The organism is Streptomyces sp. NPDC031132 (assembly GCF_055570595.1).
Window position 1 is genome coordinate 282,257 of the sequence record NZ_JBVIGX010000008.1, and the last position, 23,162, is coordinate 305,418.

Below are 23,162 nucleotides of genomic sequence, written 5' to 3' on the forward strand. Positions count from 1 at the left end.
ACACGTCTGTGCCCGAGGAGATTATCGTCACGCCGGGAATGCGGCGCGTGTCCGGGGCGCTCGGATCACCGTACGAACGCATTCAATGATGCAGGAACGAGGTCCGCGGGTGACGGCGGGTGTGGTGCGGCTGGGCGCAGCGGAACTGGGTGCGGAGCCCGGGGTGCGGGCCAGCCTGGTGCAGTTCTCCAGTGCGTTCTGCCAGCCCTGCCGGGCCACGCGGCGGATCCTCGCCGAGGTGGCGGAGCTGGTCGAGGGGGTCGCGCACATCGAGATCGACGCCGAAGCCCATCTCGAACTGGTGCGTGCCCTGGGCATCGAGAAGACGCCGACCGTGCTCGTCCTGGACTCCGCGGGCCGGATCGTACGGCGCGCGGCGGGGATGCCCCGCAAGGCGGACGTGATCGCCGCGCTGGGTGCCGCGGTATGACCGGCGCGCCGGTACGCACGCCCGCACGCAGCGTGACGCGCCTCGCATCTGACCCGTGCGGCTTGACTGTGTACACGAGAGATCGCCAGGCTGGCCGCATGCGGTATGAACTCCTGCTTTACGGGCGGGTCCACGTGGACCTCGTCCGCTACGCGAGCGCGCGTTGTCGGAGCCACTGAACGACCCCGGCCTCCGACCCGATCCGACCGCGCCCGTGCCCGCCGCCTGTGCGGCAGAAGGAAGCTCCTCCATGACAGCCCCGCCGGCAATCCCGACGGCCCAGTCCGCACGATTCGACGCCGCCCAGCCGGGCTCGCCCGACCTGCTCCGCTCCGTCTTCCGCCGGCACGCCGCGGGAGTGGCCGTGATCACCGCCGCCGCCGACGGCGGCCGGCCGGTCGGGTTCACCGCGACCTCGCTCAACTCCGTCTCGGCCGATCCGCCGCTGCTGTCCTTCACGATCGCCACCGGGTCGTCCAGCTGGCCCGCGATACGCGACTCCGAGCACCTCGGCGTCCACATACTCGGCGAGCACCAGACGGAGCTGGCGGGCCTGTTCGCCCGCAGCGGAGCCGACCGGTTCGGGCCGGCCACGGGTTGGGCCCCGGGCCCGCACGGGGTTCCGCTGCTGGACGGCGTACTGGCGTGGCTGGTGTGCCGCGTCGTGGCGCGGGTACCGGCCGGGGCGCACCGGGTGATCATCGCGGAGGCCGTGGCCGGGGACCCGGCCGGGGAGGGCCGCCCCCTGCTGTACCACCAGGGTCGCTTCAACGCGTTGCGCGACTGAATCGTCCCTGCTGGGGCGGGTCTGGGTGGCGTTGGACAGATCACAGTTCACCGGCCTTGCCACCGTGGGGGAGCCACGGTGTACTGACGAGTAACATTCCCATCGGAGCGCGGGCCGCCCCGACCGGGATCCGCCCGACAAGGCGCCTATGCTGCCTGCACAAGGCGGTATCAGAAAAAAGACGATGCGGTAGGAGAGCCGGCGTGAGCCTGAGGATCGTTGTCTGTGTGAAGTACGTGCCCGACGCCACCGGCGACCGGCACTTCGCCGATGACCTGACGGTCGACCGCGACGACGTCGACGGTCTGCTGTCGGAGCTCGACGAGTACGCCGTCGAGCAGGCGCTGCAGATCGCCGAAGAGGCCGACGACGCCGAGATCACCGTCCTGACGGTGGGCCCCGAGGATGCCAAGGACGCGCTGCGCAAGGCGCTGTCCATGGGTGCCGACAAGGCCATCCACGTCGAGGACGACGACCTGCACGGCACCGACGTCATGGGTACCTCGCTGGTGCTCGCCAAGGCGATCGAGAAGGCCGGCTACGACCTGGTCATCACCGGCATGGCCTCGACCGACGGCACCATGGGCGTGCTCCCGGCGATCCTGGCCGAGCGCCTGGGCGTCCCGCAGGTCACCCTGCTCTCCGAGGTCAAGGTCGAGGACGGCACCGTGACCGGCCGCCGCGACGGCGACTCCGCGAGCGAGCAGCTGGAGGCCTCCCTCCCGGCGCTCGTCTCCGTGACGGACCAGTCGGGCGAGGCCCGCTACCCCTCCTTCAAGGGCATCATGGCCGCCAAGAAGAAGCCGGTCGAGTCCTGGGACCTGGAGGAGCTCGAGATCGAGTCCGACGAGGTCGGCCTCGAGGGCTCCTGGACCGCGGTCGACTCCGCGGCGCAGCGCCCGGCCCGTACCGCCGGCACGATCGTCAAGGACGAGGGCGAGGGCGGCAAGGCGCTGGCCGAGTTCCTGGCCGGCCAGAAGTTCATCTGAGAACTTCGGCCACCCCCTCATAGCCCCCAGACACTTCGCAATAGCAGGAGAGCAGTCCCATGGCTGAAGTTCTCGTCTACGTCGACCACGTGGACGGCGCCGTCCGCAAGCCCACCCTCGAGCTGCTGACGCTGGCCCGCCGCATCGGCGAGCCCGTCGCCGTCGCCCTCGGCGCCGGTGCCGCCGACACCGCCGCCGTGCTCGCCGAGCACGGTGCCGTCAAGGTCCTCACCGCCGACGCCCCCGAGTTCGCCGACTACCTCGTCGTACCGAAGGTGGACGCGCTGCAGGCCGCGTACGACGCCGTCTCCCCGGCCGCCGTGCTCGTCCCGTCCTCCGCCGAGGGCAAGGAGATCGCCGCGCGCCTGGCCGTCCGCATCGGCTCCGGCATCATCACCGACGCCGTCGACCTGGAGGCGGGTGACGAGGGTCCGGTCGCGACGCAGTCCGCGTTCGCCGCGTCCTTCACCACCAAGTCCCGTGTCTCCAAGGGCACCCCGGTCATCACCGTCAAGCCGAACTCGGCTGCGGTCGAGGCCGCCCCGGCCGCCGGCGCCGTCGAGGCCCTCGCCGTCACCTTCGGCGCCCTCGCCACCGGCACCAAGGTCGTCTCCCGCACCCCGCGCGAGTCGACCGGCCGCCCCGAGCTGACCGAGGCCGCGATCGTGGTCTCCGGCGGCCGCGGCGTCAACGGTGCCGAGAACTTCCACATCATCGAGGAGCTCGCGGACTCCCTCGGTGCCGCCGTCGGCGCCTCGCGCGCCGCCGTCGACGCCGGCTGGTACCCGCACTCCAACCAGGTCGGCCAGACCGGCAAGTCGGTCTCCCCGCAGCTGTACATCGCCTCCGGCATCTCGGGCGCGATCCAGCACCGGGCCGGCATGCAGACCTCGAAGACCATCGTGGCCATCAACAAGGACGCCGAGGCCCCGATCTTCGACCTGGTCGACTACGGCGTGGTCGGCGACCTCTTCGCGGTCGTCCCGCAGCTGACCGAGGAGATCAAGGCGCGCAAGGGCTGACCTGCGCTTCTCTTCCTCGCCTGACTTTTGGCTGACCTTCTCGGGGCCGTGTGGTGTTTCTCACCGCACGGCCCCGAGTCGTTTGCCCCTGTCGGCGGAGGGACCATTGACTGGGCGGAACCCCGACACTAAATTCTGCTATGCGGATCTAAGCTTCCGTGAAGCGGAAAAGAGGAGAGTGCACGATGGGTCAGCAGGAGAAGGTGGCGACGAGCCTCGCAGGCGCGGTCAGCGAGGGCATCAGCGCCTCCCTCGCGCCGGTGGACGCGGAGCTCGCGCGCCACTACCCGGGCGACCCCGGCACCCGCCAGCCCATCCACACCGTCTACGTGCCCGGTGACGTCTTCGCCGCCGACACCATCCGCTCCTGGGGCGACCAGGCCCTCGCGGCCCTCGACGAGCACGCCCCGGACGCCGCGACCTTCGCCAAGGTGCTCGGCATCAGCGACGAACTGGCCGTACCCGTCTACGACCGCGTCCGCGCCAAGCTGGCCTCCGAGCCCGTCGAGGACCTCCGCGTCGACTTCGAGGACGGCTTCGGCGTCCGCTCCGACGAGGAGGAGGACCAAGCGGCCGCCCGCGCCGCCCGCCTCGTCTCCGAAGCCTTCGCCAACGGCACGAACGCCCCGTACATGGGCATCCGCATGAAGTGCATGGAGTCCAACGTCCGCGACCGCGGCATCCGCACCACCGACATCTTCCTGTCCGGGCTGCTGGAGCACGGCGGCCTCCCCGACGGGCTGGTCCTGACCCTCCCCAAGGTCACGTACGCCGAGCAGGTCAGCGCCTTCGTCAAGCTCCTGGAGGCCTTCGAGACCGCCCGCGGCCTGCGCCCGGGCCGGATCGGCTTCGAGATCCAGATCGAGACCAGCCAGTCGATCGTCGCCTCCGACGGCACCGCGACCGTGGCCCGGATGATCGAGGCCTCGAAGGGCCGCGCCACCGGCCTGCACTACGGCACCTTCGACTACAGCGCCTGCGTCGGGGTCTCCGCCGCCTACCAGTCGAGTGACCACCCGGCCGCCGACCACGCCAAGGCGATCATGCAGGTCGCGGCCGCCGGCACCGGCGTACGCGTCTCCGACGGCTCGACGAACGTCCTGCCGATCGGCACCACCGAGCACGTCCACGAGGCCTGGAAGCTGCACTACGGCCTCACCCGCCGGGCCCTGGCCCGCGCCTACTACCAGGGCTGGGACATGCACCCGGGCCACCTCCCGACCCGCTACGCGGCGGTCTTCACCTTCTACCGCGAGGGCCTCGAGACGGCTGCCGCGCGCCTCAAGGCGTACGTCGCGAAGATCGAGGGCGACGTGATGGACGAGCCCGCCACGGCCAAGGCCCTGGCCGGCTACCTCGTCCGCGGCCTGGACTGCGGCGCGGTGGGCGCGGACGAGGTCACGGCCCTGACGGGCCTGACCCGCGCCGAACTGGACGCCTTCGCCATCCCCCGCCGCTCGGCGACCCTGACGGCGACGGCCTGATCGGTTTCGCAGTCGAGGAGGCCCGGCCGGGACGTCCCGGCCGGGCCTCGCGGCGTTCTACGGCCCCCGCGTCTCACGGCCTGCGGACCAGCCAGAGCCGGACGGCTCCGTCGTCGCACGCGGCGGCCAGCAGGCTGCCGTCCGGGGAGAAGGCCGCCGAGGTGGCCCCGGCCCTGCTGCCGTCCAAGAGGCGGCTGACGAGCAGGCCGTTCGCCGGGTTCCACAACCGCAGGACGCCGTCGTCGTATGGGGCGGCCAGCAGGCTGCCGTCGGGGGAGAAGGCCGCCGAGGTGGCCCCGGCCCTGATTCGCTTGCCGTCGTCCAGGAGGTGGCCGGCGAGCCGGCCGTCCTGGTTCCACAGCTGCAGCGCGCCCTCGTCGCCCACGGTGGCCAGGACGAGGCCGAGCCGTGTGCCACCGGACGCGAACGCGGCCCCTGGCCGTACCGCGCCCGGCCGGTCGGGGAAAGGTGCGCAGGCGGGGGCGCCGCTCTGGACGTCCCACACGGTCACCCGCTCGCCGACGACGCCGAGCAGCCCGCCGTCCGGAGAGAACAGCACCTCGGTGCCGTGGACCGGATCGCCCGGATCGAAAGGGCCGCCCCGCTGCGTGAAGGTCGCGGCGTCGTGCACGGTCACGGTGCCGTGGATGCTGGTGAGCGCGACCAGTCGGCCGTCCGGCGAGTACGCCATGTGCCCGACCATCGACACCCGGGAACGGTCCGCCGGTCCGATCGGCGGCGTCAGGCCGTGCGACGCCCAGATCCCCGGAGGGCTGCCGGTCTCGTCGAAATCCACGCCCCAGGCCGGCATTCCGGTCGGCGCTCTCAGGTCGGCGATCTGCCGCCGGCTGACCGGGTCCCACACCAGCAGCCGGTCCCCGTCGCTCACCGCGACGATCAGCGAGCCGTCCGGCGAGAACCGTACCCGGTCCAGCGCCGCGCCCACGGCAGGCTGCGGTACGTCGGGCAACAGCACCCCGGGGAGTCGAACGACGGCGTGCTCGCGCAGGGTGGCCGCCAGCGCCGCCGCACCGCCCGACAGCGGGACGGACGCGGGCTCCGGTTCCGGACGTGCGCGGTGCAGCAGTACGGTCCGGTCGTCGCCGGCGGTGGCGAGCACGTTTCCGTCGGGGGAGAAGGCCACCGCGTTGACCGCGAGGGTGTGGCCGTCGAGGGGCTGCCCGACCGGCGCGCCCGTCGCGGTGTCCCACAGCCGGACGGTCCGGTCGTCCCCGGCGGTCGCGAGCAACCGCCCGTCGTGGGAGAAGGCCACCGCGTTGACGGCGCCTTCGTGCCCGACGAGTTCCGGGCCGTACGGCCGGCCGCCGGCGGTGCTCCACAACCGTGCCGTGGCGTCGTGGCTGCCGGTGGCCAGCAGCCGTCCGTCCGGCGTGTAGGCCAGCGCTTCGACGTTGTCGGAATGGCCGGTCATGACCGGCCCGACGGGCAGGCCGGTGGCCGTGTCCCACTGCCGTACGGAGGCGAACCCGTCGGTGACCGCGAGCAGCCGGCCGTCCGGCGAGAGGGCGAGGGCCTCCGAGAGCCCTCCGCAGTCCGTCAGGGGCGGCCCCACCGGGCTGTCGGAGTCCAGGTCCCGTACCCGTACCTCGTCGCCCTCGCGGATGAGGCCGAACAGCCGTCCGTCTGCGACGAATCCCAGCCCGCCGAGATCCCGGCCGGACCTGGGCCGGGGGCTGCGCAGCGTGTTCCACGACACCGGGTCCCACAGATCCACTGAGCCGTTGTCCCGGTGCGCGACGATCCGGTCGCCGGCGGGGGCGAACGCGACATGGAGGACGGGGGTGGCGGACTCCCAGTAGCCGTTGGCCACCACGACCTCCGCCCGGCCGTCGCGGACGCTCCACAACCGGACCGTACCGTCGTTGCCCGCCGAGGCGAGGGTCCGGCCGTCGGGAGAGAAGGCCAGGTGCCACACCAGGCGGGTGTGCCCGACGAGCCGGTACGCGATCCGGAACTCTCCCGCGGTTGCGGCGCCCGTCATCCCGGTCGCGTCCGGTGCGGGGGCCGGGACCTGTTCGGGCGCCGTACCCGGCACCGCCGGCGGGGACGGATCCGGCCGGGCCGGGGCCGCGGTGTGGCCGCGGCGGCCGTGGCCCGGGTCGAGAGCGGCCAGGTCCCGCCAACGCCGCCGCCAGACCTCCAACTCGGGAGCGCCGTGCGGAGGTACGGGCTGCTCCCGGCCGAAGGTGTCGTAGGAGTACAGGATCCGCACCAGGCCCATGAACCGATCCAGCCGCAGCACTCGCTCACCGCGGAACGCGTCGCTCTGGGTGGCCACCGGGAGGCGGATCCCGGTCCGGGACCTCTGCGCACGTGCGGCGATCTCGCGGTACGAGCGTTTGCCGCGGTCGATCCGCAGCTGACGCAAGTCCGCCGCGAATGCGGCGAGTTCATCCTTGAATGCGGGCGCACTTTCCATCAGGGCCCACGATAGAGCGGTACGGCAGGGCTCCGCCGGACAATCCCGAACAGCTCGGAACGGCGTGGCCGGCCCCTGGCGTCCGGTCCCGTTCGGCAGTGGTACGGGTTCGTTCGGCCCGTGCCGCACGGTGGCCCCCGGCGCGTTGCAATCGGTGCATGACCACACCGCAGCACCCCTTGCCGCAAGACCCCGTCCATCAGCCCGCCGAGCCGCGGTTCCCCGAGCCCCGGTCCGCCGAGCCCCCGCTGCTGACGCTGCACGCCGCCGTCGTGCTGGTCGCCGCCGTGCTCATCGGCCTCGCCGCCGGCGTGCTGAGCCATCTCGGAGGGGTGCCCGGCGCGTTGGCCGTGCTCGGGGGACTCGGGGCGGGTGGCGCGGCCGTGCCGGTGCTGCGTGGCCTCATCCGCTGACCGGGGGGAGTTCGCCCGAGCCGCGGGGGATCAGGCGGGTCGGGAGTTCGATGCGGGCCGGGGGGAGGGCGGCGCCGGCGAGGCGCTGGAACAGTCGGTCGGTGGCCACCCGGCCCAGGGCCGCCGCGTCCTGGGCGACCACCGTCACCCCGGGGCGCAGCAGGTCGGCCAGCTCGAAGTCGTCGAAGCCGACCAGGGCCACCGGCAGCCGGTGTTCGGCCAGGACCCGGACCACCGTCACCGTCACCCGGTTGTTCCCCGCGAAGACCGCGGTGACGGGGTCGGGGCCCGCCAGCATCGCCCGGGCCGCGGCCGCGACGCGTTCCGGGGTCGTCGGGCCGAGGGAGACCCAAGACTCGGCCACCGGCAGGCCCGCGTCCGCCATCGCAGCGCGGTAGCCCCGCAGACGCTCCGCCGCCGTGTGGATGTGCGGCTGGTCCCCGATGAAGCCGATCCGGCGGTGGCCGCCCCCGATCAGGTGCGCCACCCCCTCGCGGGCGCCGCCGAAGCTGTCCGACAGCACCACGTCCGCGTCGATCCGGCCCGCCGGGCGGTCCACGAACACCGTCGCCACACCCGCCCGGATCTCCGGCTCCAGGTAGCGGTGGTCGTCCCCGGCCGGAATCACGATCAGCCCGTCCACCCGGCGCGCGCACAACGCCAGGGCCAACTCCCGCTCCCGGTCGGGGTCCTCGGCGCTCGACCCGTTGATGAGCAGCGCCCCGTGGGCCCGGGCCACCTCCTCCACGGCACGGTTCAGCGGCCCGTAGAAGGGGTCCGCGAGGTCCTCCAAAACCAGTCCCACGGTGGCCGTACGTCCCTTGCGCAGCACGCGTGCGCTGTCGTTGCGACGGAACCCGAGCGCCTCGATGGCCTCCTGGACCCGCCGCACCGTGTCCGGGGTGACCCCCGCCTCGCCGTTGACCACCCGCGACACCGTCTTCAGGCCCACGCCCGCGCGGGCCGCCACGTCCTTCATGGTCGGCCGGTTGCCGTAGCGGGGGTCGGACGGGCGGCGGGTCTGCGGCACGGGACGGAATCCTCCGGAAGTGGCGGGTACGGCTCTGACCTTGAGGATAAGCACTGGACCGAGGAGCGGGTTTCCGTGGCAGGGTGATGCGGGCAAGCCACTGGGGGCTCCGGACGAGCCATGGGGAGAGGGGTAGACGTGATTGTCTGGATCAACGGCACATTCAGCGCCGGGAAGACCAGCACGGCCCGCGAACTGACCGGGATCCTGCCCGACAGCACCCTGTACGACCCGGAGCTCGTCGGGGACGCACTACGCCAACTGCTGCCGCGCAAACGGCTCGCGGAGGTCTCCGACTACCAGGACCTGCCGAGCTGGCGGCGCCTGGTGGTGGACACGGCCGCGGCGATGCTCGCGGAGCTGGGCGGGGTGCTGGTCGTGCCGATGACCTTGCTGCGGCAGGAGTACCGGGACGAGATCTTCGGCGGGCTCGCGGCGCGCCGGATACCGGTGCGGCATGTGCTGCTCGCCCCGGAGGAAACGATCCTGCGGGAGCGGATCGCGACGCGGGAGGAGCCGGGCGACCCGGCCGACGTGGACGTACGGGTCCGGCAGTGGGCGTACGACCACATACCCGCCTACCAGCAGGCGCTGGCCGGCTGGCTCGCGGCGGACGCGCACGTCATCGACAACGGGGCCCTGACCGTACGCGAGACGGCGGAGCGGATCGCCGAAGCCGTACGCACGGACGCGGCCCGGGTCTGCGACATCGTGCAGACGCCGGAGCCGACGCGGGAGACGGTGGCGGCGGGGGTGCTGCTCTTCGACGACGAGGACCGGGTGCTGCTCGTCGATCCGACGTACAAGCCGGGCTGGGAGTTCCCCGGCGGGGTCGTGGAGGCGGGCGAGGCGCCGGGGTGCGCGGGGGTGCGGGAGGTCGCGGAGGAACTGGGTCTGACGCTGGGCGCCGTACCGGGGCTGCTGGTCGTGGACTGGGAGCCGCCGATGCCTCCGGCGTACGGCGGGCTGCGGCTGCTGTTCGACGGGGGCCGCCTCTCGGCTGCCGCCGCGGCCGGGCTCCGGCTGCCGGGCCCGGAGCTGCGGGCCTGGCGGTTCGTGACGGAGGAGGAGGCCGCGGGGTTGCTGCCACCGGTGCGGTACGAGCGGCTGCGGTGGGCCCTGCGGGCCCGGGAGCGGGGCCGCCCGTTGTACCTGGAGGCCGGCCGCCCCACGCCGTAGCCCGCGCAGCCCCTGCCGACCTACGACCGGTCGGCGCCCGGCCGCGGCGGCCGCACGGCACTGCCGCCGCGGGACGGGGCGTCCTCCCCGGGCCGCCCTTCTGCTGTTTCACCGGGCTCCGCCCGGACCTGCTGCCGAGCTGCCACCGGGTCCCACGGGACTCGGGCCGCCGGCCCCTCGAACGCCGGGGCCGGGAGCTTCGCTCCTGGCCCCTCCTCCGGGCAAGGCCGGGGAGAAGCAGCCGGGCCGGCGCCGGCAGGGGCGCCGTGCCGGGAGCGGCCCGGCAGCGATGGCCGCGTCCGACAGCGGCAGCCGCGTCCGGGAGCGGCCCCGCAGCGGTGGCCGCGGCGGGCGGCGGTGGCTCCGCCAGGGACGGGGCTACGGGAGGACCGGTTCCGACTCCGTGGCGGTGAGGAGGGTGGCCGCCGTGTCCTCGGTCAGCGGGTCGCCGTGGCCGAAGCAGGCCACCGACGGGGACAGCGCCGCGAGGCGGCGGAAGGAGGCCTGTGCCTCGTCCCGGTCCACGTTGAAGACGCCCAGCATCACCTGGCCCACCCCCGCGATGCAGTCGCCCGCGAACAGCACGCCGTGGCGCGGCAGGTGGATGCCGATGCTGCCCGGCGTGTGGCCCGGGGCGTGGACCACCACCGCGCCGTCGCCGAACGGGAGCACCTCGCCGTCCTCGACCTCGCGGTCGACCCGCGTGGGCGGCGCCTCGGGGACCGTCAGGCCGTGCTCGTACAGCGGGATCTCCCAGTCCAGCAGGACCGGCTCCGGCACCGGGAGCTCGCCCCGGATCACCGGGGCCTCCAGCCGGTGCGCCACCACCTCCGCGCCCCAGCGGGCCGCGAGTTCGTCCGCGGCGCCGATGTGGTCGCGGTGGCAGTGCGTCAGGACGATCCGCTCCAGTCGCTCCGGACCCGGCCCGAGGGAGCGGACGGCCCCCTCGATCGCCGCCGCGGATCCGGCGTGGCCGGAGTCGATCAGGGTCAGGGCTTCGCCGTCGCGCCACAGGTACGCCTGGCCGATCGGGAAGCGGAGCATGTGGAGCCGCTGCGGGATTACTTCTACGAGGTCCATGCTCCGAACGTACGTGCGCCGACTCCGCCCCCGGCAGGCCTTTCACCGGGAGCGGAGTTCGCCCGTAGCGCAGGTCAGCCGCGCTTGGAATCCGCGTAGTTGACCAGGAACAGCGCCTCCGCGACCGAGAGGCGCTCCAGCTCCTCCGGGGAGACGCTCTCGTTCACCGCGTGGATCTGCGCCTCCGGCTCGCTCAGCCCGATCAGCAGCATCTCCGCCTCCGGGTAGAGCGTGGTCAGCGTGTTGCACAGCGGAATCGATCCGCCCATGCCCGCGACCTGCATCTCCTGGCCCGGGTACGCCACCTGCATGGCCGCCGCCATCGACGCGTACGCCGGGCTGCTCGTGTCCGCCTGGAACGGCTGGCCCTGGCCCACGACCTCGAGTTCGAGGCGCGCCTGCCACGGCGTGTGCGCCACCAGGTGCGCCTCCAGCAGCTTGATGGCCTCGGCCGTGTCCACGCCCGGCGGCACGCGCAGGCTGATCAGCGCGCCGGCGCTCGCGTGCACCGAGGGGGTGGCGCCGACCACCGGCGGGCAGTCGATGCCGAGCACGGTGACGGCCGGGCGGGCCCACAGCCGGTCCGCGATCGTGCCCTCGCCGATCAGCTCGACCCCGTCCAGCACCCTCGCGTCGGCGCGGAAGTCCGCCTCCGGGTACTGCAGGCCCTCCCAGACCGCGTCCGAGGCCAGGCCGTCCACCGTGGTGGAACCGTCCGCGGCGCGCAACGAGTCCAGCAGCCGGATCAGCGCCGCCAGCGCGTCGGGGGCGACGCCGCCGAACATGCCGGAGTGCAGGTTGCCGCCGAGGGTGTCGATCTTCACCTTGATCAGGGTCATGCCGCGCAGGGTGGCCGTCACCGTCGGCAGGCCGAGCCGGAAGTTGCCCGCGTCGCCGATGACGATCGTGTCGGCGGTCAGCAGCTCCGGGTGCGCCTCTGCGTACTGCTGGAGACCGCCGGTGCCCTGCTCCTCCGAGCCCTCGACGATCACCTTCACGCTCACCGGCACACCGCCGTTGGCCTTCAGCGCGCGCAGCGCCAGCAGGTGCATGATGAACCCGCCCTTGCAGTCCGCGGCGCCGCGCCCGTACCAGCGGCCGTCGCGCTCGGTCAGCTCGAAGGCGGGGGAAATCCAGGCGGCGTCGTCCAGCGGAGGCTGCACGTCGTAGTGCGCGTACAGGAGAACGGTCGGCGCGCCCTCGGGGCCGGGCAGGAAGCCGTACACCGACTGGGTGCCGTCCGGGGTGTCCAGGAGCGACACGTTCTGGAAGCCCTCGGCGCGCAGCGCGTCGGCCACCCAGTTCGCGGCGCCCTCGCTCTCGCTCTGGGGGAACTGTGCCCAGTCCGCCACCGACTGGAAGGCCACCAGCTCGGTCAGCTCCTGCTTGGCGCGGGGCATCAGCGAGGCGATGGTCTCGGCGATCGGATTCTGCGACATGGGCACGCTCCTCTTGGGTGCGACGTTGTATACGTGTACGCCGTCCGCATCCGCGTCGTGGGCGTATGCGGGGTACGTCGAAAGACAGTCCCGATCCTCGCACAGCAGGACGGGGCGGTCTCGCGCCGTAGGATTTGCCTGCATCGGAGCAACCGCATGATCAGGAGCAGCAGCACATCGTGAGCAGCGACGACAGCACCGTCGGGGGACCCGACTCAGCAGCAGGGCAGGCCGCTCAGGGGGCGGGGGACGGGATGGCCGGGAGCGCCGGGGGAACCGGCGAGGTGTGGGACGTGGTCGTGGTCGGGGCCGGACCGGCCGGCGCCTCGGCCGCGTTCGCGGCGGCGACGGCCGGGCGGCGCGTACTGCTGCTGGAGAAGGCCGAGCTGCCCCGGTACAAGACCTGCGGCGGCGGGATCATCGGCCCTTCGCGCGATGCCCTCCCGCCCGGTTTCGTCCTGCCGCTCAAGGACCGCATCCACGCGGTCACCTTCTCGCTGAACGGGAAGCTGACCCGGACCCGCCGTTCGCGGCAGATGCTGTTCGGGCTCGTCAACCGGCCCGAGTTCGACGCCGCGCTGGTCACCGAGGCCGAGAAGGCCGGCGCCACCGTCCGTACGGGTACGGCCGTCGCGCGCGTCGAGCAGCACGGGGCGGCGGTGCCCGACCGGCGCACGGTCGCCGTGGTGCTCGCCGACGGGGAGACCGTCCTGGCGCGCGCGGTGGTCGGCGCCGACGGCAGTGCGAGCCGGATCGGCGCGCACGTCGGGGTCGAGATGGACCAGGTGGACCTCGGCCTGGAGGCGGAGATCCCGGTCCCGGAGACGGTCGCCGAGGACTGGAAGGGCCGGGTCCTCCTCGACTGGGGCCCGCTGCCCGGCAGTTACGGCTGGGTCTTCCCCAAGGGCGACACCCTCACCGTCGGGGTCATCTCGGCGAAGGGCGACGGCGCCGCGACCAAGCGGTACCTGGAGGACTTCATCGCCCGCCTCGGACTCGCCGGCTTCGAACCCGCCGTCTCCTCCGGACACCTGACCCGCTGCCGCAAGCCCGAGTCGCCGCTTTCGCGCGGCCGTGTCCTGGTCGCGGGGGACGCGGCCGGGCTGCTGGAGCCGTGGACCCGGGAGGGCATCTCCTTCGCGCTGCGCTCGGGCCGCCTGGCCGGGGAGTGGGCCGTGAAGATCTCCGAGGCGCAGGACGCGGTGGACGCGCGCCGCCAGGCCCTCAACTACGCGTTCGCGGTCAAGGCCGGGCTGGGCGTGGAGATGAGCGTCGGCAGGCGGATGCTGACCGCCTTCGAGGCCCGGCCGGGTCTGATGCACGCGGCGATCACCGGCTTCCGCCCGGCGTGGCGGGCGTTCGCCCGGATCACCCGAGGTGCGACGACGCTGCCCGACCTGGTGCGGACGTACCCGATGGCCCGCAAGGCGCTGCACGCCCTGGACGGCCGGCAGGCGCGGAACCGGGCACAGGGTTCGGAGCAGGCCTAGAGTTCCGGGCCCGTGGCCAGGTCGTGAGGGCAGGCCCGACGGCGGGGTCCGGGCCGGGGGCCCGGGCCTCTTGCGGGCCGGTGTGTGGACGAGGGTGGCGGTCTTGCCGGGGGTGCGGGCAAGGCCGCCGCTGCTTTTGGTGCCGGGTGCCGGGTGCCGGGTGCCGGGTGGTGCGGGGTGCGCCCTGCCCGTCAGTTCGACATCGTGAGCCGGAAGACCGGGTGGTCGCCGGCCGCCGCCTGGAGCTCGGCATCGGTGGACTGCGCGGTCACGCCCTGGAAGAACCGGCCGACCTCCCAGCCCCACTTCACCAGGTAGGCGCGCAGGACGGCTGCCTTCTGCACCGGGTCGGTGAGCTCGGTGACCGTGAACGTGCGCACCTTGCGGCCCACGCGGAGCTCGCCGCCGCCCGCCACCCGCATGTTGCGGACCCACTGGGAGTGGCCGCGCGCCGACACCAGGTACTGCTCGCCCTCGTACGTGTGCGGGTTGACCGGGATCCGCTGCATCTCGCCGGACTTGCGGCCGCGCACCGACAGCTCGGCGGTGCCGGCCAGGCTGATGCCGAAGCGGGCCAGCTTCCCGAAGAGGGAGTTGAAGCGGGTTTCGAGCGCGCCGGCCTGGACGTAGTACGGGGTGGGCCTGCTGCTCATGGCTGCCTCCGGGGCACTTGAGAGAGCGGTGCTCTCGCTTGAGATCAGTGTGCACGGATCGCTGCACCAAAGCAAGAGCACTGCTCTTGAAATGGATCGGCGATCCCGTTTTTGGGCACTGCTCTGACTTCGTGGCACACTGCTCGCATGAGTACCGTGCGCGGGGCCCGGGAGCGGGCCCGTATCGAGGTCACCGCCGCCATCAAGGACGAGGCGCGCCGCATGCTGGCGGCCGAGGGCGCCGCCAACCTCTCGCTGCGCGCCGTGGCCCGCGAGCTGGGCATGGTCTCGTCGGCCCTCTACCGCTACTTCCCCAGCCGCGACGAGCTCCTCACCGCGCTCATCGTCGACGCCTACGACAGCATCGGCGCCGCCGCCGAGCAGGCCGGCGCCCGCACCCTCGCCTCCGGCGCCCCGCCCCGCGAGCGCTGGATCGCCGTCTGCGAGGCCGTCCGTACCTGGGCGCTGGACCACCCGCACGAGTACTCCCTCATCTACGGCTCCCCGGTCCCCGGCTACAACGCCCCCATGGACACCGTCGGCCCCGCCTCCCGCGTCGGCAACACCCTCATCGGCGTCGTCCGCGCCGCCCACGCCGGCCGCGGACTCGCCCTCCCGCCGCTGCCGCCCGCCCTGCGACCCGAGGCCGTCCGGATGACCGCGGACTTCGCCGAAGGGCTGCCGCCCGAGGTCACCGCCGCCCTGGTCGCCGCCTGGGCGCAGCTGGTCGGCCTCATCTCCTTCGAGCTGTTCGGCCAGTTCAACCGGGTCGTCGAGGACCGCGACACCTTCTTCACGCACGCCGCGGGCCAACTGGCCCACGGGGTCGGGCTGCCCGCCGTATGACCGCGACTCACATGATGAGGTGACAGATCGCTTGTCTGTTCCTCGTATCAATGCGAGTGGTTCGGCCTTCACCGATCGGGCGCCGGTCTAGTGTGCGTCGGGTCGTGCTCCTGCCCCCGTCCCTCGCCGGAGGAACAGCCATGGCCCGCGCCGTGAAGGCCCTGTACGCCGTCCTGATCACTTCCTTACTGGCCGCCCCGGCGCCCGCCGTGACCGCCTCGGCCGGCACGGGCGACGTGGCCTCGGCGGAGGACGCCGCCCCGGCCCCCAGACCCCGGATAGCCGGCGTGCGGGGCCTGGAGATCGCCGTCCCCGCGTACGCGTGGGCCGGCGACCCCATGCTCGGCGACCTCGTCGCCACCACCCCCGCCGCCTCCGTGGTCGTCCTCAACCCCGGCAACGGGGACGCCCCCTTCGACGCGCCCTGGCAGGCCCGCGCCGACGCGCTGCGGGCCGGGACCACCGCCACCGGCGAGAAGGCCAAGGTCCTCGGCTACGTCCACACCGACCACGGCAACCGCGACATCGCCGCCGTAAAGGCCTCCGTCGACAACTACCTCAAGACCCGCGACGGCCGCCTGCACGTGGACGGCATCTTCTTCGACGTGGTCAGTCGCGACTGCGGCCCCGACAACGCCACCCGCGACCACTACGCGCAGCTGCGCGCGTACGTGCAGGACACGATGAACGCCGCCGACCCCACCGCGGCGGACCTGGTGGTCGACAACCCCGGCACCGCCATCGCCGACTGCTACCTGGAGCCGGGCCACCGCACCGCGGACGTCTTCGTCACCTTCGAGGACACCTACGGCGCGTACACGGGAGGCGGCTGGCTCGGCGGGAACGTCTTCGGCGCGTCGGGCGGCTACCGCCCCGGCACGGAACTCGACCCGGCCGGGACCGCGTTCTGGCACCTCGTCCACGCCGTCCCGGACACCGGGGCCATGCGCACCACCCTCCGTACGGCCTTCGACCGCGGCGCGGGCTACGCGTACGCGACCGGCACGCTCATGCCGAACCCGTGGGACGAATCGCCGAGTTGGAAGTTCCGCAGCCAGACCGCGTACGCCGCCACCGTGGGCTGAGCGCGTCGCCCGCGGCCCAGGGGTGGACTTTCGGCAGTGCTGCGGGCCGGGGGCGATTCCGTAGGGTCGCGGGCGTGCGAGCAAAGATCGACGGATTCCCCTGGCCCCACCCGTTCCGGCGGCGGCTCTGGCCGTCGCGACCGTGGCCGCGGCGGCCGCCGCCGCGGGCACGGGCAGCGGAGGGTGGCTGATACCCGAGGCGGGCTGCGCGTTCCTCGCCGGCGGGCGCCCGGGGCGGGCACGGAGTACGGCGCTGGCGCTGGCCGCGGTGGTCGCGGCCGCCGTCGTGGCCGTGGCGCTCGTACCGGCCTGGCTCGTGTGGGTGAGCCGGTTCACGGGCCTGGTGGCGGCGGGCGTGGTGCCGTGGTGCGCGGGCCGGTTCCTGCGCCAGTACCGGCAGCTGGTACGGGCCGGGTGGGAGCGGGCCGTCCAGCTCGAACGGGAGCAGGACCTGCTCGCGGAACGGGCCCGGCTGCGCGAGCGGACCCGGATCGCCCAGGACATGCACGACCTCCTCGGCCATGAGCTGAGCCTGCTCGCCCTGTCGGCGGGTGCACTGCAACTGGCTCCCGGCCTGCCGGACGAGCACCGGGCCGCCGCACGGGACGTCCGGGCCCGCGCGGGCGCGGCCGTGGACCGGCTCGGCGAGGTGATCGGCGTCCTGCGCGAGGAGGCGGAGGCCGGGCCGACAGAGCTCGAGGACCTGGTGGCCCGTGCCGTCGGGGCCGGGCTGGACGCACGGCTCCGGCTGGAGGGCGACGCAACACCCGGGCAGGTGCCGCCGATCGTGGAGCGGGCGGTCCACCGGGTGGTCCGGGAAGCGCTGACGAACGTGGCCAAGCACGCCCCCGACCACCGGGCGACCGTCGTGGTCCGCCACGCGAAGGCCCGCACGGAGGTCCGCGTGACCCACGCGCCGCCGCCGGATCCGGCGCCGGGCCCCGGGACCGGAACGGGGGTCGCCCGTGCAGCCGGGACGCCGTCGCCGGAAGGGGACGACCGGCTCGGGCTCGCCGGGCTGGGGGAGCGGGTCCGGGCGGTCGGCGGAACCTTCGCCGCCGGGCCCGAAGGCGGCGGCTTCGGGATCCGGGCCACGCTCCCGCACCGGCTGCCGGCCGCCGCCCCCGAGCACCGGCAGGTGCGGGGGAGGCTCGGCCGGAGCGCCTCCGTGGCCGTCCTCGTGCCGCTGTTCACGGTGGCCGCGCTGGTCACCGGCGTACGGGTGTGGGAAACGGTGACGGCCCGCCAGTCGGTGCTCGCCCCCGAGGACCACGCCCGCCTCCAGCGCCGGCCCCGCCCAGGACGGCCTGGCCGCCGCGCCCCCGGCCAGCACCCGGTACCCGGCCGCCGAAGCCCCGCCGGTGACGCGCACCGCCCCGGCCGCGCCGAGGCCGCCGCCGGGCGCCAGCCAGAGCAGGGCACCGGCTCCTGCCGCAGCCGCCGCGCCCGCCATCACGGCCCGCCGGCCCCATGCGTACCGCCTGAGTATGTCCATGGCGCCGACGGTAGGAGTCCCGCAGGCCGGCCATCCCCGCCGAACGGCGGGCCGCACCCCCGACGATCGTCGGGGGTGCGCCGCCCGCCCGGCCGTGATCCGAGCAGGGCCCGCACGCGGCGGTCATCGCCCGCCGTTCTCCGGGCGGCGGGCGAAGCGCCACAGGACGTGGGTGACCCGGAACACGAACACCACCGCGGCCAGCACCCCGCCCGTCAAGGTCAGGACGGCATCGGTGGTGGGGGAGACGTCGAAGACCATGGCGGGGCCGTACACCGCGCCGAACATGAGGGCGGCCGCGAAGCACCCGCTGACGAAGGCGTAGCCGATCTCTATCGTGATCGCGTCGCGGTCCGCCTGCGTCCGTCGCCCCATGCACGCAGTGTCACAGCTCGTACCGTACGGTCACAAGAGTGGCGCAGACTCCGGTCAGCCGATGCCGGCCGTCTCCGCCCACTGCCGCGCCAGCGACTCGTCCCCGGTCACCCCCGGGCCCAGCAGCGGGAGCCGGTTCCACAGCGCCGCGTACAGCCACGACGCCTCGCCGGTCACCTCGCAGTCCGCCGGGTCGCCCGTGTCGCCCGACACCGTACGGGGCGGCTCCGGCGACAGGTGCACGGTCCACACCGCGCCCGTGTCGGCGGCGCGGATCCGCAGCACCCGCGGCTCCTCGGTCCGCATCCGGCTGCGCGGCCGCGCATGGAATCCGGTCAGCAGCTCGTCGACCCCGTCCTCGGCGAACTCCGGTGCCGGCGGTGCGGAGACCACGCCGAGCGCCGACTCCGCGTCCATCCGGTGCACGGCCGTCTCGTGCGCCTGCCGGCGCGCCCAGAACGCCAGCGGCGAGGGCGCGGCCGTCGGCAGGAAGGTCCAGCACTGCACATCGGCGGGAGCCTCGGTCAGCGTCCGGACCAGGGCCTCGTGCGCCTCCCGGTACCAGGCCAGCAGCTCGGAGCCGACCAGCTCGGGGGCGTCCGGGAACGGGCCCGGCTCCACGACGGCGTCCCTGACGTACCCGGCGGCCCACCGGTGCACCGCACCCGTGTGCCTCAGCAGATCGGAAACCCGCCACCCCGGACACGTGGGCACCGGGGCGTCCGTACCCGCCCGTTCGGCCGTGTCGGCGAGCAACTCGCCTTCCCGCGCAAGGGTCTCCACATACTCTGTGATCTTCATGCGGGCAGTCTCCCACCGACCGGTGACAATGGAGCCATGGACGGGGAACCCGCGGAACTCTTCCCGCGCGAGCGGACCGAGATCGCCCCCGGCGCCGTGCACGTGCCCGACTGGCTCGCGCCCGAGCGCCAGCGGGAGCTGCTCGAGGCCTGCCGCGCCTGGGCGCGCCCGCCCGCCGGGCTGCGCACCGTACGGACACCCGGCGGCGGGACGATGACCGCTCGCCAGGTGTGCCTCGGACTGCACTGGTACCCGTACGGGTACGCCCGCACCGCGGTGGACGGCGACGGGGCCCCGGTCAAGCCGATGCCCGGCTGGCTCGCGGAGCTGGGGCGCGAGGCGGTGACCGCGGCGTACGGTCGGCCGACGCCGGTCGGGACCGGGGGCGGGAGCGGGGCAGGAATCGGAATCGGAACCGGAACCGGAATCGGAATCGGAACCGGCGAGGCGTACGACATCGCGCTGATCAACTTCTACGACGGCGACTCCCGCATGGGCATGCACCGCGACGCCGAGGAGAAGTCCGGGGCACCGGTCGTCTCCCTGAGCCTCGGCGATACGTGCGTCTTCCGCTTCGGCAACACCGCCTCCCGCGGGCGCCCGTACCAGGACGTGCCGCTGCGCAGCGGCGATCTGTTCGTCTTCGGCGGGCCGTCCCGGCTGGCCTATCACGGGGTGCCGAAGGTCCTGCCCGGCACGGCCCCGCCCTGGTTGGGGCTGACCGGGCGGCTCAACATCACCCTCCGGGTCGGCGGGCTGGGGACACCCCCCGACTGACCGCGGCGCCGGGCACGCCGCCGATCATGCGAGGATCGCTGTCATGAACGGCAACGGGGCCCCGCCGCGGGTGGGGGAGAGGACCAAGCTGGAGCGGGGCCGCGGCGCCCTCGGCCCTGCGCTGGAGCTCGTCCACACGGGCCGGGCCCCGACCCGCGCCGTCCTGACGGCCGAGCTCGGGGTCACCCGCGCCACCGCCGGGGCCGTCGCCGCCGAGCTGGAGGCGCTCGGCCTGATCCGCGTGGACTCCCGCCCGGGCGGCGCAGGCGGCACCCAGGGCCGCCCCTCGCACCGGCTCTCCATCGACGAGAACGGCCCCGTGGCGCTGGCCGCCCAGGTGCACCCTGACGGGTTCCGGGCCGCACTGGTCGGCCTCGGCGGCCGGATCGTGGCCACCGCCCCGGGCAAGGTCACCGTCTCCGCGGACCCGGCGCAGGTGCTGGGCGCCGTCGTCGAGGCGGGCGCGGCCCTCCTCGCCGAGACCGGCCGCCGCTGCATCGGTGCGGGCCTCGCGGTCCCGTCGGCGGTCGCGGAGCCGGACGGTACGGCGCTCAACCCCCTGCACCTGGCCTGGCCGGCCGGATCTCCCGTTCGGGCCGTGTTCGCGCAGTGCGTGAAGGCGGCCGGGATCGACGGCCCGGCGCTGACCGGGAACGACGTCAACCTGGCCGCGCTCGCCGAGCACCGGCACGGCGCGGGCCGCAGCGCCCAGCACCTGCTGTGCGTGGCCACGGGCCACCGCGGGGTGGGCGGCGCGCTGGTGCTGGACGGCCGCCTGCACAGCGGGAGTTCGGGCCTGGCCCTCGAGGTCGGCCACCTCACCGTGAACCCGGAGGGGCGGCCCTGCCACTGCGGCGGCCGCGGCTGCCTGGACGTCGAGGCGGACCCGCTGGCCTTCCTGACCGCGGCGGGCCGCACCCCCGGCCCGGAGGTGTCGCTGCTCCAGCAGGCCCGCGACCTGCTGCGCGAGGAGTACGCGGAGCCGGCGGTCCGGGCGGCCGCCGAAGAGCTCATCGACCGGCTGGGCCTCGGCCTCGCGGGGCTCGTGAACATCCTGAACCCGGACCGGATCATCCTGGGCGGCCTGCACCGGGAGCTGCTCCACGCGGACCCGGAGCGGCTGCGCGCGGTGGTCGCGGACCGCAGCCTGTGGGGGCGCAGCGGGGGAGTACCGATCCTGCCGTGCACCCTGGACCACAACAGCCTGGTCGGGGCGGCGGAACTGGCCTGGCAGCCGGTGCTGGACGACCCGCTGGGGACCCTGGGGGCCGCGGCTTAGCGGACACCCCTACGGCGTCCCGGCCGGGCGGCTCGCCGCCGGGTCGGCGAGCGGCCCGCCGACGCCCTGGCAGCGCTGGTGCTGCCGTGGCGCGGGACGGGGCGGCGGAACCCTCACCCGGGCCTGGCGCCGACCGACGCCGCCACCGGCATGACCGTCGGGACGGCGCCCGGGTCCACGGCGACGACCACCGCCGGCACGGGCTCTCGTACGGGCTTGGATCCGTTTCCGATCGGACGCTGCTGCGCCGATGCCGCCGGGGCGGCGCGGAGCGAGAACCACACCACCTTGCCCGGGCCGTCGGCCTGGTTCCGTGCGCCCCAGGCCTCGCTGACCGCCGCGACCAGCGCGAGCCCGCGCCCGCAGGTCTCCAGGGCGTCCGCGGCCGCCTCCCGCAGGACGGGAAGCCGCGGATCGCTGTCGTACACCGAGACCGTGAGCCGCCCCAGCCGCAGCTCGATCTCGACCGTGCACGTCTTGTCCGGCTGCGCATGGCGGTGGACGTTGCTGAGCAGTTCCGTCACGCCGAGCGCAGCCCGGTCTATGAGCGGATCGAGCTGCCAGTGGCGCAGTTGCGCTGAAACGATCCTTCGGATCTGCCCGATCCGGGACGGCAAGGCCTGCAGTTCCACGACGCAGTGCCTGCGGGAATGACTGATCACGGCTGCGACTCCCCGACATGAGTGTTACGGGTGCTGCACCCTCAGTAATGCTCCACCAGGGTCACCCACGGTGCCCGTGTATGCAACCGAACGCGATCGAAAGCGATCCGCATAGATACCCAAAGGGACTGTTTGCGCAGGTGAGGGAGGTACATTGCGAAAGCAGGGGGCGAAGAAACGCACGAAGGAGCAAGGCGCATGAGCACCACCCGTACCTCCGGTACGACGGCTACGACGATCGACGTCGACCGTAGCGACGCGGACTACCGCGCCTGGCTGAAGGAAGCCGTCCGCAAGGTCCAGGCCGACGCCAACCGCTCCGCCGACACCCACCTGCTGCGCTTCCCGCTCCCCGAGGAATGGGGCATCGACCTCTACCTCAAGGACGAGTCCACGCACCCGACGGGCTCCCTCAAGCACCGCCTCGCGCGCTCGCTGTTCCTCTACGCGCTCTGCAACGGCTGGATCCGCCCCGGCCGGCCGGTCATCGAGGCCTCGTCCGGCTCGACGGCCGTCTCGGAGGCGTACTTCGCCAAGCTCATCGGCGTTCCGTTCATCGCCGTCATGCCCCGCACGACGAGCCCGGAGAAGTGCCGCCTCATCGAATTCCACGGCGGGGAATGCCACTTCGTGGACGACTCGATGAAGATGTACGAGGAGTCGGCGGAGCTCGCCGCCCGAACGGGCGGCCACTACATGGACCAGTTCACGTATGCGGAACGGGCGACGGACTGGCGCGGCAACAACAACATTGCAGAATCGATGTACCAGCAGCTGCGGTTGGAGCGTTACCCCGAGCCCGCGTGGATCGTGGCGACCGCAGGCACCGGCGGCACCTCCGCGACCATCGCGCGCTACGTGCACTACATGCAGCACGACACCCGCGTCTGCGTCCCGGACCCGGAGAACTCCTGCTTCTTCGACGGCTGGACCAACAACGACCCGCACGCGAGCAGCGATTGCGGCTCGCGCATCGAGGGCATCGGCCGGCCGCGGATGGAGCCGAGCTTCGTGCCGGGCGCCATCGACCGGATGATGAAGGTGCCGGACGCGGCGAGCGTCGCCGCGTGCCGGGCGCTGGAACAGGCCATCGGGCGCAAGGCGGGCGGCTCGACGGGGACCGGCGTGTGGAGCGCGCTGAAGATCATCTCCGAGATGGTGGCCGAGGGGCGTACGGGCAGCGTGGTCACACTGCTGTGCGACCCGGGCGACCGCTACCTGGACAAGTACTACTCGGACGAGTGGCTGGCCTCGCAGGGCCTGGACATCGCCCCGTACACGGAGACGCTCGAGACCCTGTTGGCCACGGGCGTCTGGCGCGAGCCGACGGCCTGACCGGCGGGGGTGGCCCGGCGCCCGCGCCGGCGGCGCGGCGTGCTCCACCGGCGCGCCGTGCTCGAGCGGTG

At 73.6% G+C, this 23,162-nt stretch carries 21 protein-coding genes and 1 pseudogene; 14 read left to right on the forward strand and 8 right to left on the reverse strand.

Going from position 1 to position 23,162, the window contains the following annotated elements; genetic code table 11:
* The first annotated feature begins 88 nt into the window (after positions 1-88).
* The 5 genes from ACZ49B_RS15340 (at position 89) to ACZ49B_RS15360 (ending at position 4,712) form a co-directional block, all read left to right on the forward strand.
* Entirely contained in the window at positions 89-430 is a 342-nt protein-coding gene (locus ACZ49B_RS15340) for a thioredoxin family protein (protein WP_468305586.1), read from the forward strand.
* Positions 431-680: 250 nt separating this feature from the next.
* Positions 681-1,217 (forward strand): flavin reductase family protein, encoded by a 537-nt coding sequence (locus ACZ49B_RS15345; RefSeq protein ID WP_468305500.1) that lies wholly within the window; start codon positions 681-683, stop codon positions 1,215-1,217.
* A gap of 203 nt (positions 1,218-1,420) precedes the next feature.
* Positions 1,421-2,206 (forward strand): electron transfer flavoprotein subunit beta/FixA family protein, encoded by a 786-nt coding sequence (locus tag ACZ49B_RS15350; RefSeq protein WP_030296680.1) that lies wholly within the window; start codon positions 1,421-1,423, stop codon positions 2,204-2,206.
* Positions 2,207-2,265: 59 nt separating this feature from the next.
* On the forward strand, positions 2,266-3,228 hold the full coding sequence (locus tag ACZ49B_RS15355; RefSeq protein WP_468305503.1) for an electron transfer flavoprotein subunit alpha/FixB family protein: 963 nt from the start codon (positions 2,266-2,268) through the stop codon (positions 3,226-3,228).
* A gap of 185 nt (positions 3,229-3,413) precedes the next feature.
* Complete coding sequence (locus ACZ49B_RS15360) at positions 3,414-4,712, forward strand: DUF6986 family protein (RefSeq protein ID WP_468305505.1); 1,299 nt, start codon at positions 3,414-3,416, stop codon at positions 4,710-4,712.
* A 73-nt stretch (positions 4,713-4,785) separates the two neighbouring features.
* Here the strand turns inward: ACZ49B_RS15360 and ACZ49B_RS15365 are convergent, their stop codons facing one another.
* The gene (locus ACZ49B_RS15365; protein ID WP_468305508.1) at positions 4,786-7,152 is read right to left on the reverse strand and encodes a hypothetical protein; all 2,367 of its coding nucleotides are present in this window, start codon (positions 7,150-7,152) and stop codon (positions 4,786-4,788) included.
* Positions 7,153-7,310: 158 nt separating this feature from the next.
* Between ACZ49B_RS15365 and ACZ49B_RS15370 the strand changes: the two genes are divergently transcribed.
* Positions 7,311-7,565, forward strand: coding sequence for a hypothetical protein (locus tag ACZ49B_RS15370; protein ID WP_468305509.1), 255 nt, complete (start codon positions 7,311-7,313; stop codon positions 7,563-7,565).
* Here the strand turns inward: ACZ49B_RS15370 and ACZ49B_RS15375 are convergent.
* Positions 7,555-8,544, reverse strand: a complete 990-nt coding sequence (locus tag ACZ49B_RS15375; RefSeq protein ID WP_468305587.1) for a LacI family DNA-binding transcriptional regulator — start codon at positions 8,542-8,544, stop codon at positions 7,555-7,557. The two genes, ACZ49B_RS15370 and ACZ49B_RS15375, sit on opposite strands and share 11 nt — an antisense overlap.
* A 171-nt stretch (positions 8,545-8,715) precedes the next feature.
* Here ACZ49B_RS15375 and ACZ49B_RS15380 point away from each other — a divergent pair, with 171 nt between their 5' ends.
* The gene (locus ACZ49B_RS15380) at positions 8,716-9,774 is read left to right on the forward strand and encodes an NUDIX hydrolase (RefSeq protein WP_468305511.1); all 1,059 of its coding nucleotides are present in this window, start codon (positions 8,716-8,718) and stop codon (positions 9,772-9,774) included.
* 378 nt (positions 9,775-10,152) lie between these two features.
* Here the strand turns inward: ACZ49B_RS15380 and ACZ49B_RS15385 are convergent, their stop codons facing one another.
* Positions 10,153-10,854, reverse strand: a complete 702-nt coding sequence (locus ACZ49B_RS15385; RefSeq protein WP_468305513.1) for an MBL fold metallo-hydrolase — start codon at positions 10,852-10,854, stop codon at positions 10,153-10,155.
* A 74-nt stretch (positions 10,855-10,928) separates the two neighbouring features.
* Positions 10,929-12,293, reverse strand: a complete 1,365-nt coding sequence (locus tag ACZ49B_RS15390) for a M20/M25/M40 family metallo-hydrolase (RefSeq protein ID WP_468305516.1) — start codon at positions 12,291-12,293, stop codon at positions 10,929-10,931.
* Between the two features lie 254 nt (positions 12,294-12,547).
* Here ACZ49B_RS15390 and ACZ49B_RS15395 point away from each other — a divergent pair, with 254 nt between their 5' ends.
* On the forward strand, positions 12,548-13,783 hold the full coding sequence (locus ACZ49B_RS15395; protein ID WP_468305588.1) for a geranylgeranyl reductase family protein: 1,236 nt from the start codon (positions 12,548-12,550) through the stop codon (positions 13,781-13,783).
* 191 nt (positions 13,784-13,974) lie between these two features.
* Here ACZ49B_RS15395 and ACZ49B_RS15400 read toward each other — a convergent pair whose 3' ends face one another.
* Positions 13,975-14,436: a nitroreductase/quinone reductase family protein gene (locus ACZ49B_RS15400; protein ID WP_468305518.1), complete on the reverse strand. Its 462-nt coding sequence runs from the start codon at positions 14,434-14,436 to the stop codon at positions 13,975-13,977.
* 147 nt (positions 14,437-14,583) lie between these two features.
* Between ACZ49B_RS15400 and ACZ49B_RS15405 the strand changes: the two genes are divergently transcribed.
* From ACZ49B_RS15405 to ACZ49B_RS15415, 3 genes and pseudogenes are all read left to right on the forward strand, one after another.
* Positions 14,584-15,282 (forward strand): TetR/AcrR family transcriptional regulator, encoded by a 699-nt coding sequence (locus ACZ49B_RS15405; RefSeq protein ID WP_468305521.1) that lies wholly within the window; start codon positions 14,584-14,586, stop codon positions 15,280-15,282.
* A gap of 140 nt (positions 15,283-15,422) precedes the next feature.
* Positions 15,423-16,367 carry a spherulation-specific family 4 protein gene (locus ACZ49B_RS15410; RefSeq protein WP_468305523.1) on the forward strand — a complete coding sequence of 315 codons (945 nt, stop codon included), beginning with the start codon at positions 15,423-15,425 and terminating at the stop codon, positions 16,365-16,367.
* Between the two features lie 502 nt (positions 16,368-16,869).
* Positions 16,870-16,983, forward strand: a pseudogene (locus ACZ49B_RS15415) (hypothetical protein); the annotation flags it as partial.
* A 1,002-nt stretch (positions 16,984-17,985) separates the two neighbouring features.
* Here the strand turns inward: ACZ49B_RS15415 and ACZ49B_RS15420 are convergent.
* Both ACZ49B_RS15420 and ACZ49B_RS15425 read right to left on the reverse strand, forming a co-directional pair.
* The gene (locus ACZ49B_RS15420) at positions 17,986-18,237 is read right to left on the reverse strand and encodes a DUF6332 family protein (RefSeq protein ID WP_468305526.1); all 252 of its coding nucleotides are present in this window, start codon (positions 18,235-18,237) and stop codon (positions 17,986-17,988) included.
* Positions 18,238-18,291: 54 nt separating this feature from the next.
* On the reverse strand, positions 18,292-19,038 hold the full coding sequence (locus ACZ49B_RS15425) for a maleylpyruvate isomerase family mycothiol-dependent enzyme (protein ID WP_468305528.1): 747 nt from the start codon (positions 19,036-19,038) through the stop codon (positions 18,292-18,294).
* A 36-nt stretch (positions 19,039-19,074) separates the two neighbouring features.
* On the opposite strand from ACZ49B_RS15425, the gene ACZ49B_RS15430 reads away from it, so the two are divergent.
* Positions 19,075-19,815, forward strand: a complete 741-nt coding sequence (locus ACZ49B_RS15430) for an alpha-ketoglutarate-dependent dioxygenase AlkB family protein (protein WP_468305590.1) — start codon at positions 19,075-19,077, stop codon at positions 19,813-19,815.
* A 43-nt stretch (positions 19,816-19,858) separates the two neighbouring features.
* Positions 19,859-21,094 carry an ROK family protein gene (locus ACZ49B_RS15435; protein WP_030296652.1) on the forward strand — a complete coding sequence of 412 codons (1,236 nt, stop codon included), beginning with the start codon at positions 19,859-19,861 and terminating at the stop codon, positions 21,092-21,094.
* A gap of 113 nt (positions 21,095-21,207) precedes the next feature.
* On the opposite strand, the gene ACZ49B_RS15440 is transcribed toward ACZ49B_RS15435, so the two are convergent.
* A complete protein-coding gene (locus ACZ49B_RS15440) occupies positions 21,208-21,756 on the reverse strand; it encodes an ATP-binding protein (protein WP_468305531.1) in 549 nt (182 codons plus the stop codon).
* A 198-nt stretch (positions 21,757-21,954) separates the two neighbouring features.
* On the opposite strand from ACZ49B_RS15440, the gene cds1 reads away from it, so the two are divergent.
* Positions 21,955-23,091: an L-cysteine desulfhydrase Cds1 gene (gene cds1, locus ACZ49B_RS15445; protein WP_468305534.1), complete on the forward strand. Its 1,137-nt coding sequence runs from the start codon at positions 21,955-21,957 to the stop codon at positions 23,089-23,091.
* Positions 23,092-23,162 lie beyond the last annotated feature (71 nt).

Excerpts from the sequence above, each read along its gene's own strand:
- ACZ49B_RS15340 (WP_468305586.1), top strand. The coding sequence starts at position 89 with ATGCAGGAACGAGGTCCGCGGGTGACGGCGGGTGTGGTGCGGCTGGGC.
- ACZ49B_RS15345 (WP_468305500.1), top strand. The coding sequence starts at position 681 with ATGACAGCCCCGCCGGCAATCCCGACGGCCCAGTCCGCACGATTCGAC.
- ACZ49B_RS15355 (WP_468305503.1), top strand. The coding sequence starts at position 2,266 with ATGGCTGAAGTTCTCGTCTACGTCGACCACGTGGACGGCGCCGTCCGC.
- ACZ49B_RS15360 (WP_468305505.1), top strand. The coding sequence starts at position 3,414 with ATGGGTCAGCAGGAGAAGGTGGCGACGAGCCTCGCAGGCGCGGTCAGC.
- ACZ49B_RS15365 (WP_468305508.1), bottom strand. The coding sequence starts at position 7,152 with ATGGAAAGTGCGCCCGCATTCAAGGATGAACTCGCCGCATTCGCGGCG.
- ACZ49B_RS15370 (WP_468305509.1), top strand. The coding sequence starts at position 7,311 with ATGACCACACCGCAGCACCCCTTGCCGCAAGACCCCGTCCATCAGCCC.
- ACZ49B_RS15375 (WP_468305587.1), bottom strand. The coding sequence starts at position 8,544 with ATGAAGGACGTGGCGGCCCGCGCGGGCGTGGGCCTGAAGACGGTGTCG.
- ACZ49B_RS15380 (WP_468305511.1), top strand. The coding sequence starts at position 8,716 with ATGGGGAGAGGGGTAGACGTGATTGTCTGGATCAACGGCACATTCAGC.
- ACZ49B_RS15385 (WP_468305513.1), bottom strand. The coding sequence starts at position 10,854 with ATGGACCTCGTAGAAGTAATCCCGCAGCGGCTCCACATGCTCCGCTTC.
- ACZ49B_RS15390 (WP_468305516.1), bottom strand. The coding sequence starts at position 12,293 with ATGTCGCAGAATCCGATCGCCGAGACCATCGCCTCGCTGATGCCCCGC.
- ACZ49B_RS15395 (WP_468305588.1), top strand. The coding sequence starts at position 12,548 with ATGGCCGGGAGCGCCGGGGGAACCGGCGAGGTGTGGGACGTGGTCGTG.
- ACZ49B_RS15400 (WP_468305518.1), bottom strand. The coding sequence starts at position 14,436 with ATGAGCAGCAGGCCCACCCCGTACTACGTCCAGGCCGGCGCGCTCGAA.
- ACZ49B_RS15405 (WP_468305521.1), top strand. The coding sequence starts at position 14,584 with ATGAGTACCGTGCGCGGGGCCCGGGAGCGGGCCCGTATCGAGGTCACC.
- ACZ49B_RS15410 (WP_468305523.1), top strand. The coding sequence starts at position 15,423 with ATGGCCCGCGCCGTGAAGGCCCTGTACGCCGTCCTGATCACTTCCTTA.
- ACZ49B_RS15420 (WP_468305526.1), bottom strand. The coding sequence starts at position 18,237 with ATGGGGCGACGGACGCAGGCGGACCGCGACGCGATCACGATAGAGATC.
- ACZ49B_RS15425 (WP_468305528.1), bottom strand. The coding sequence starts at position 19,038 with ATGAAGATCACAGAGTATGTGGAGACCCTTGCGCGGGAAGGCGAGTTG.
- ACZ49B_RS15430 (WP_468305590.1), top strand. The coding sequence starts at position 19,075 with ATGGACGGGGAACCCGCGGAACTCTTCCCGCGCGAGCGGACCGAGATC.
- ACZ49B_RS15435 (WP_030296652.1), top strand. The coding sequence starts at position 19,859 with ATGAACGGCAACGGGGCCCCGCCGCGGGTGGGGGAGAGGACCAAGCTG.
- cds1 (WP_468305534.1), top strand. The coding sequence starts at position 21,955 with ATGAGCACCACCCGTACCTCCGGTACGACGGCTACGACGATCGACGTC.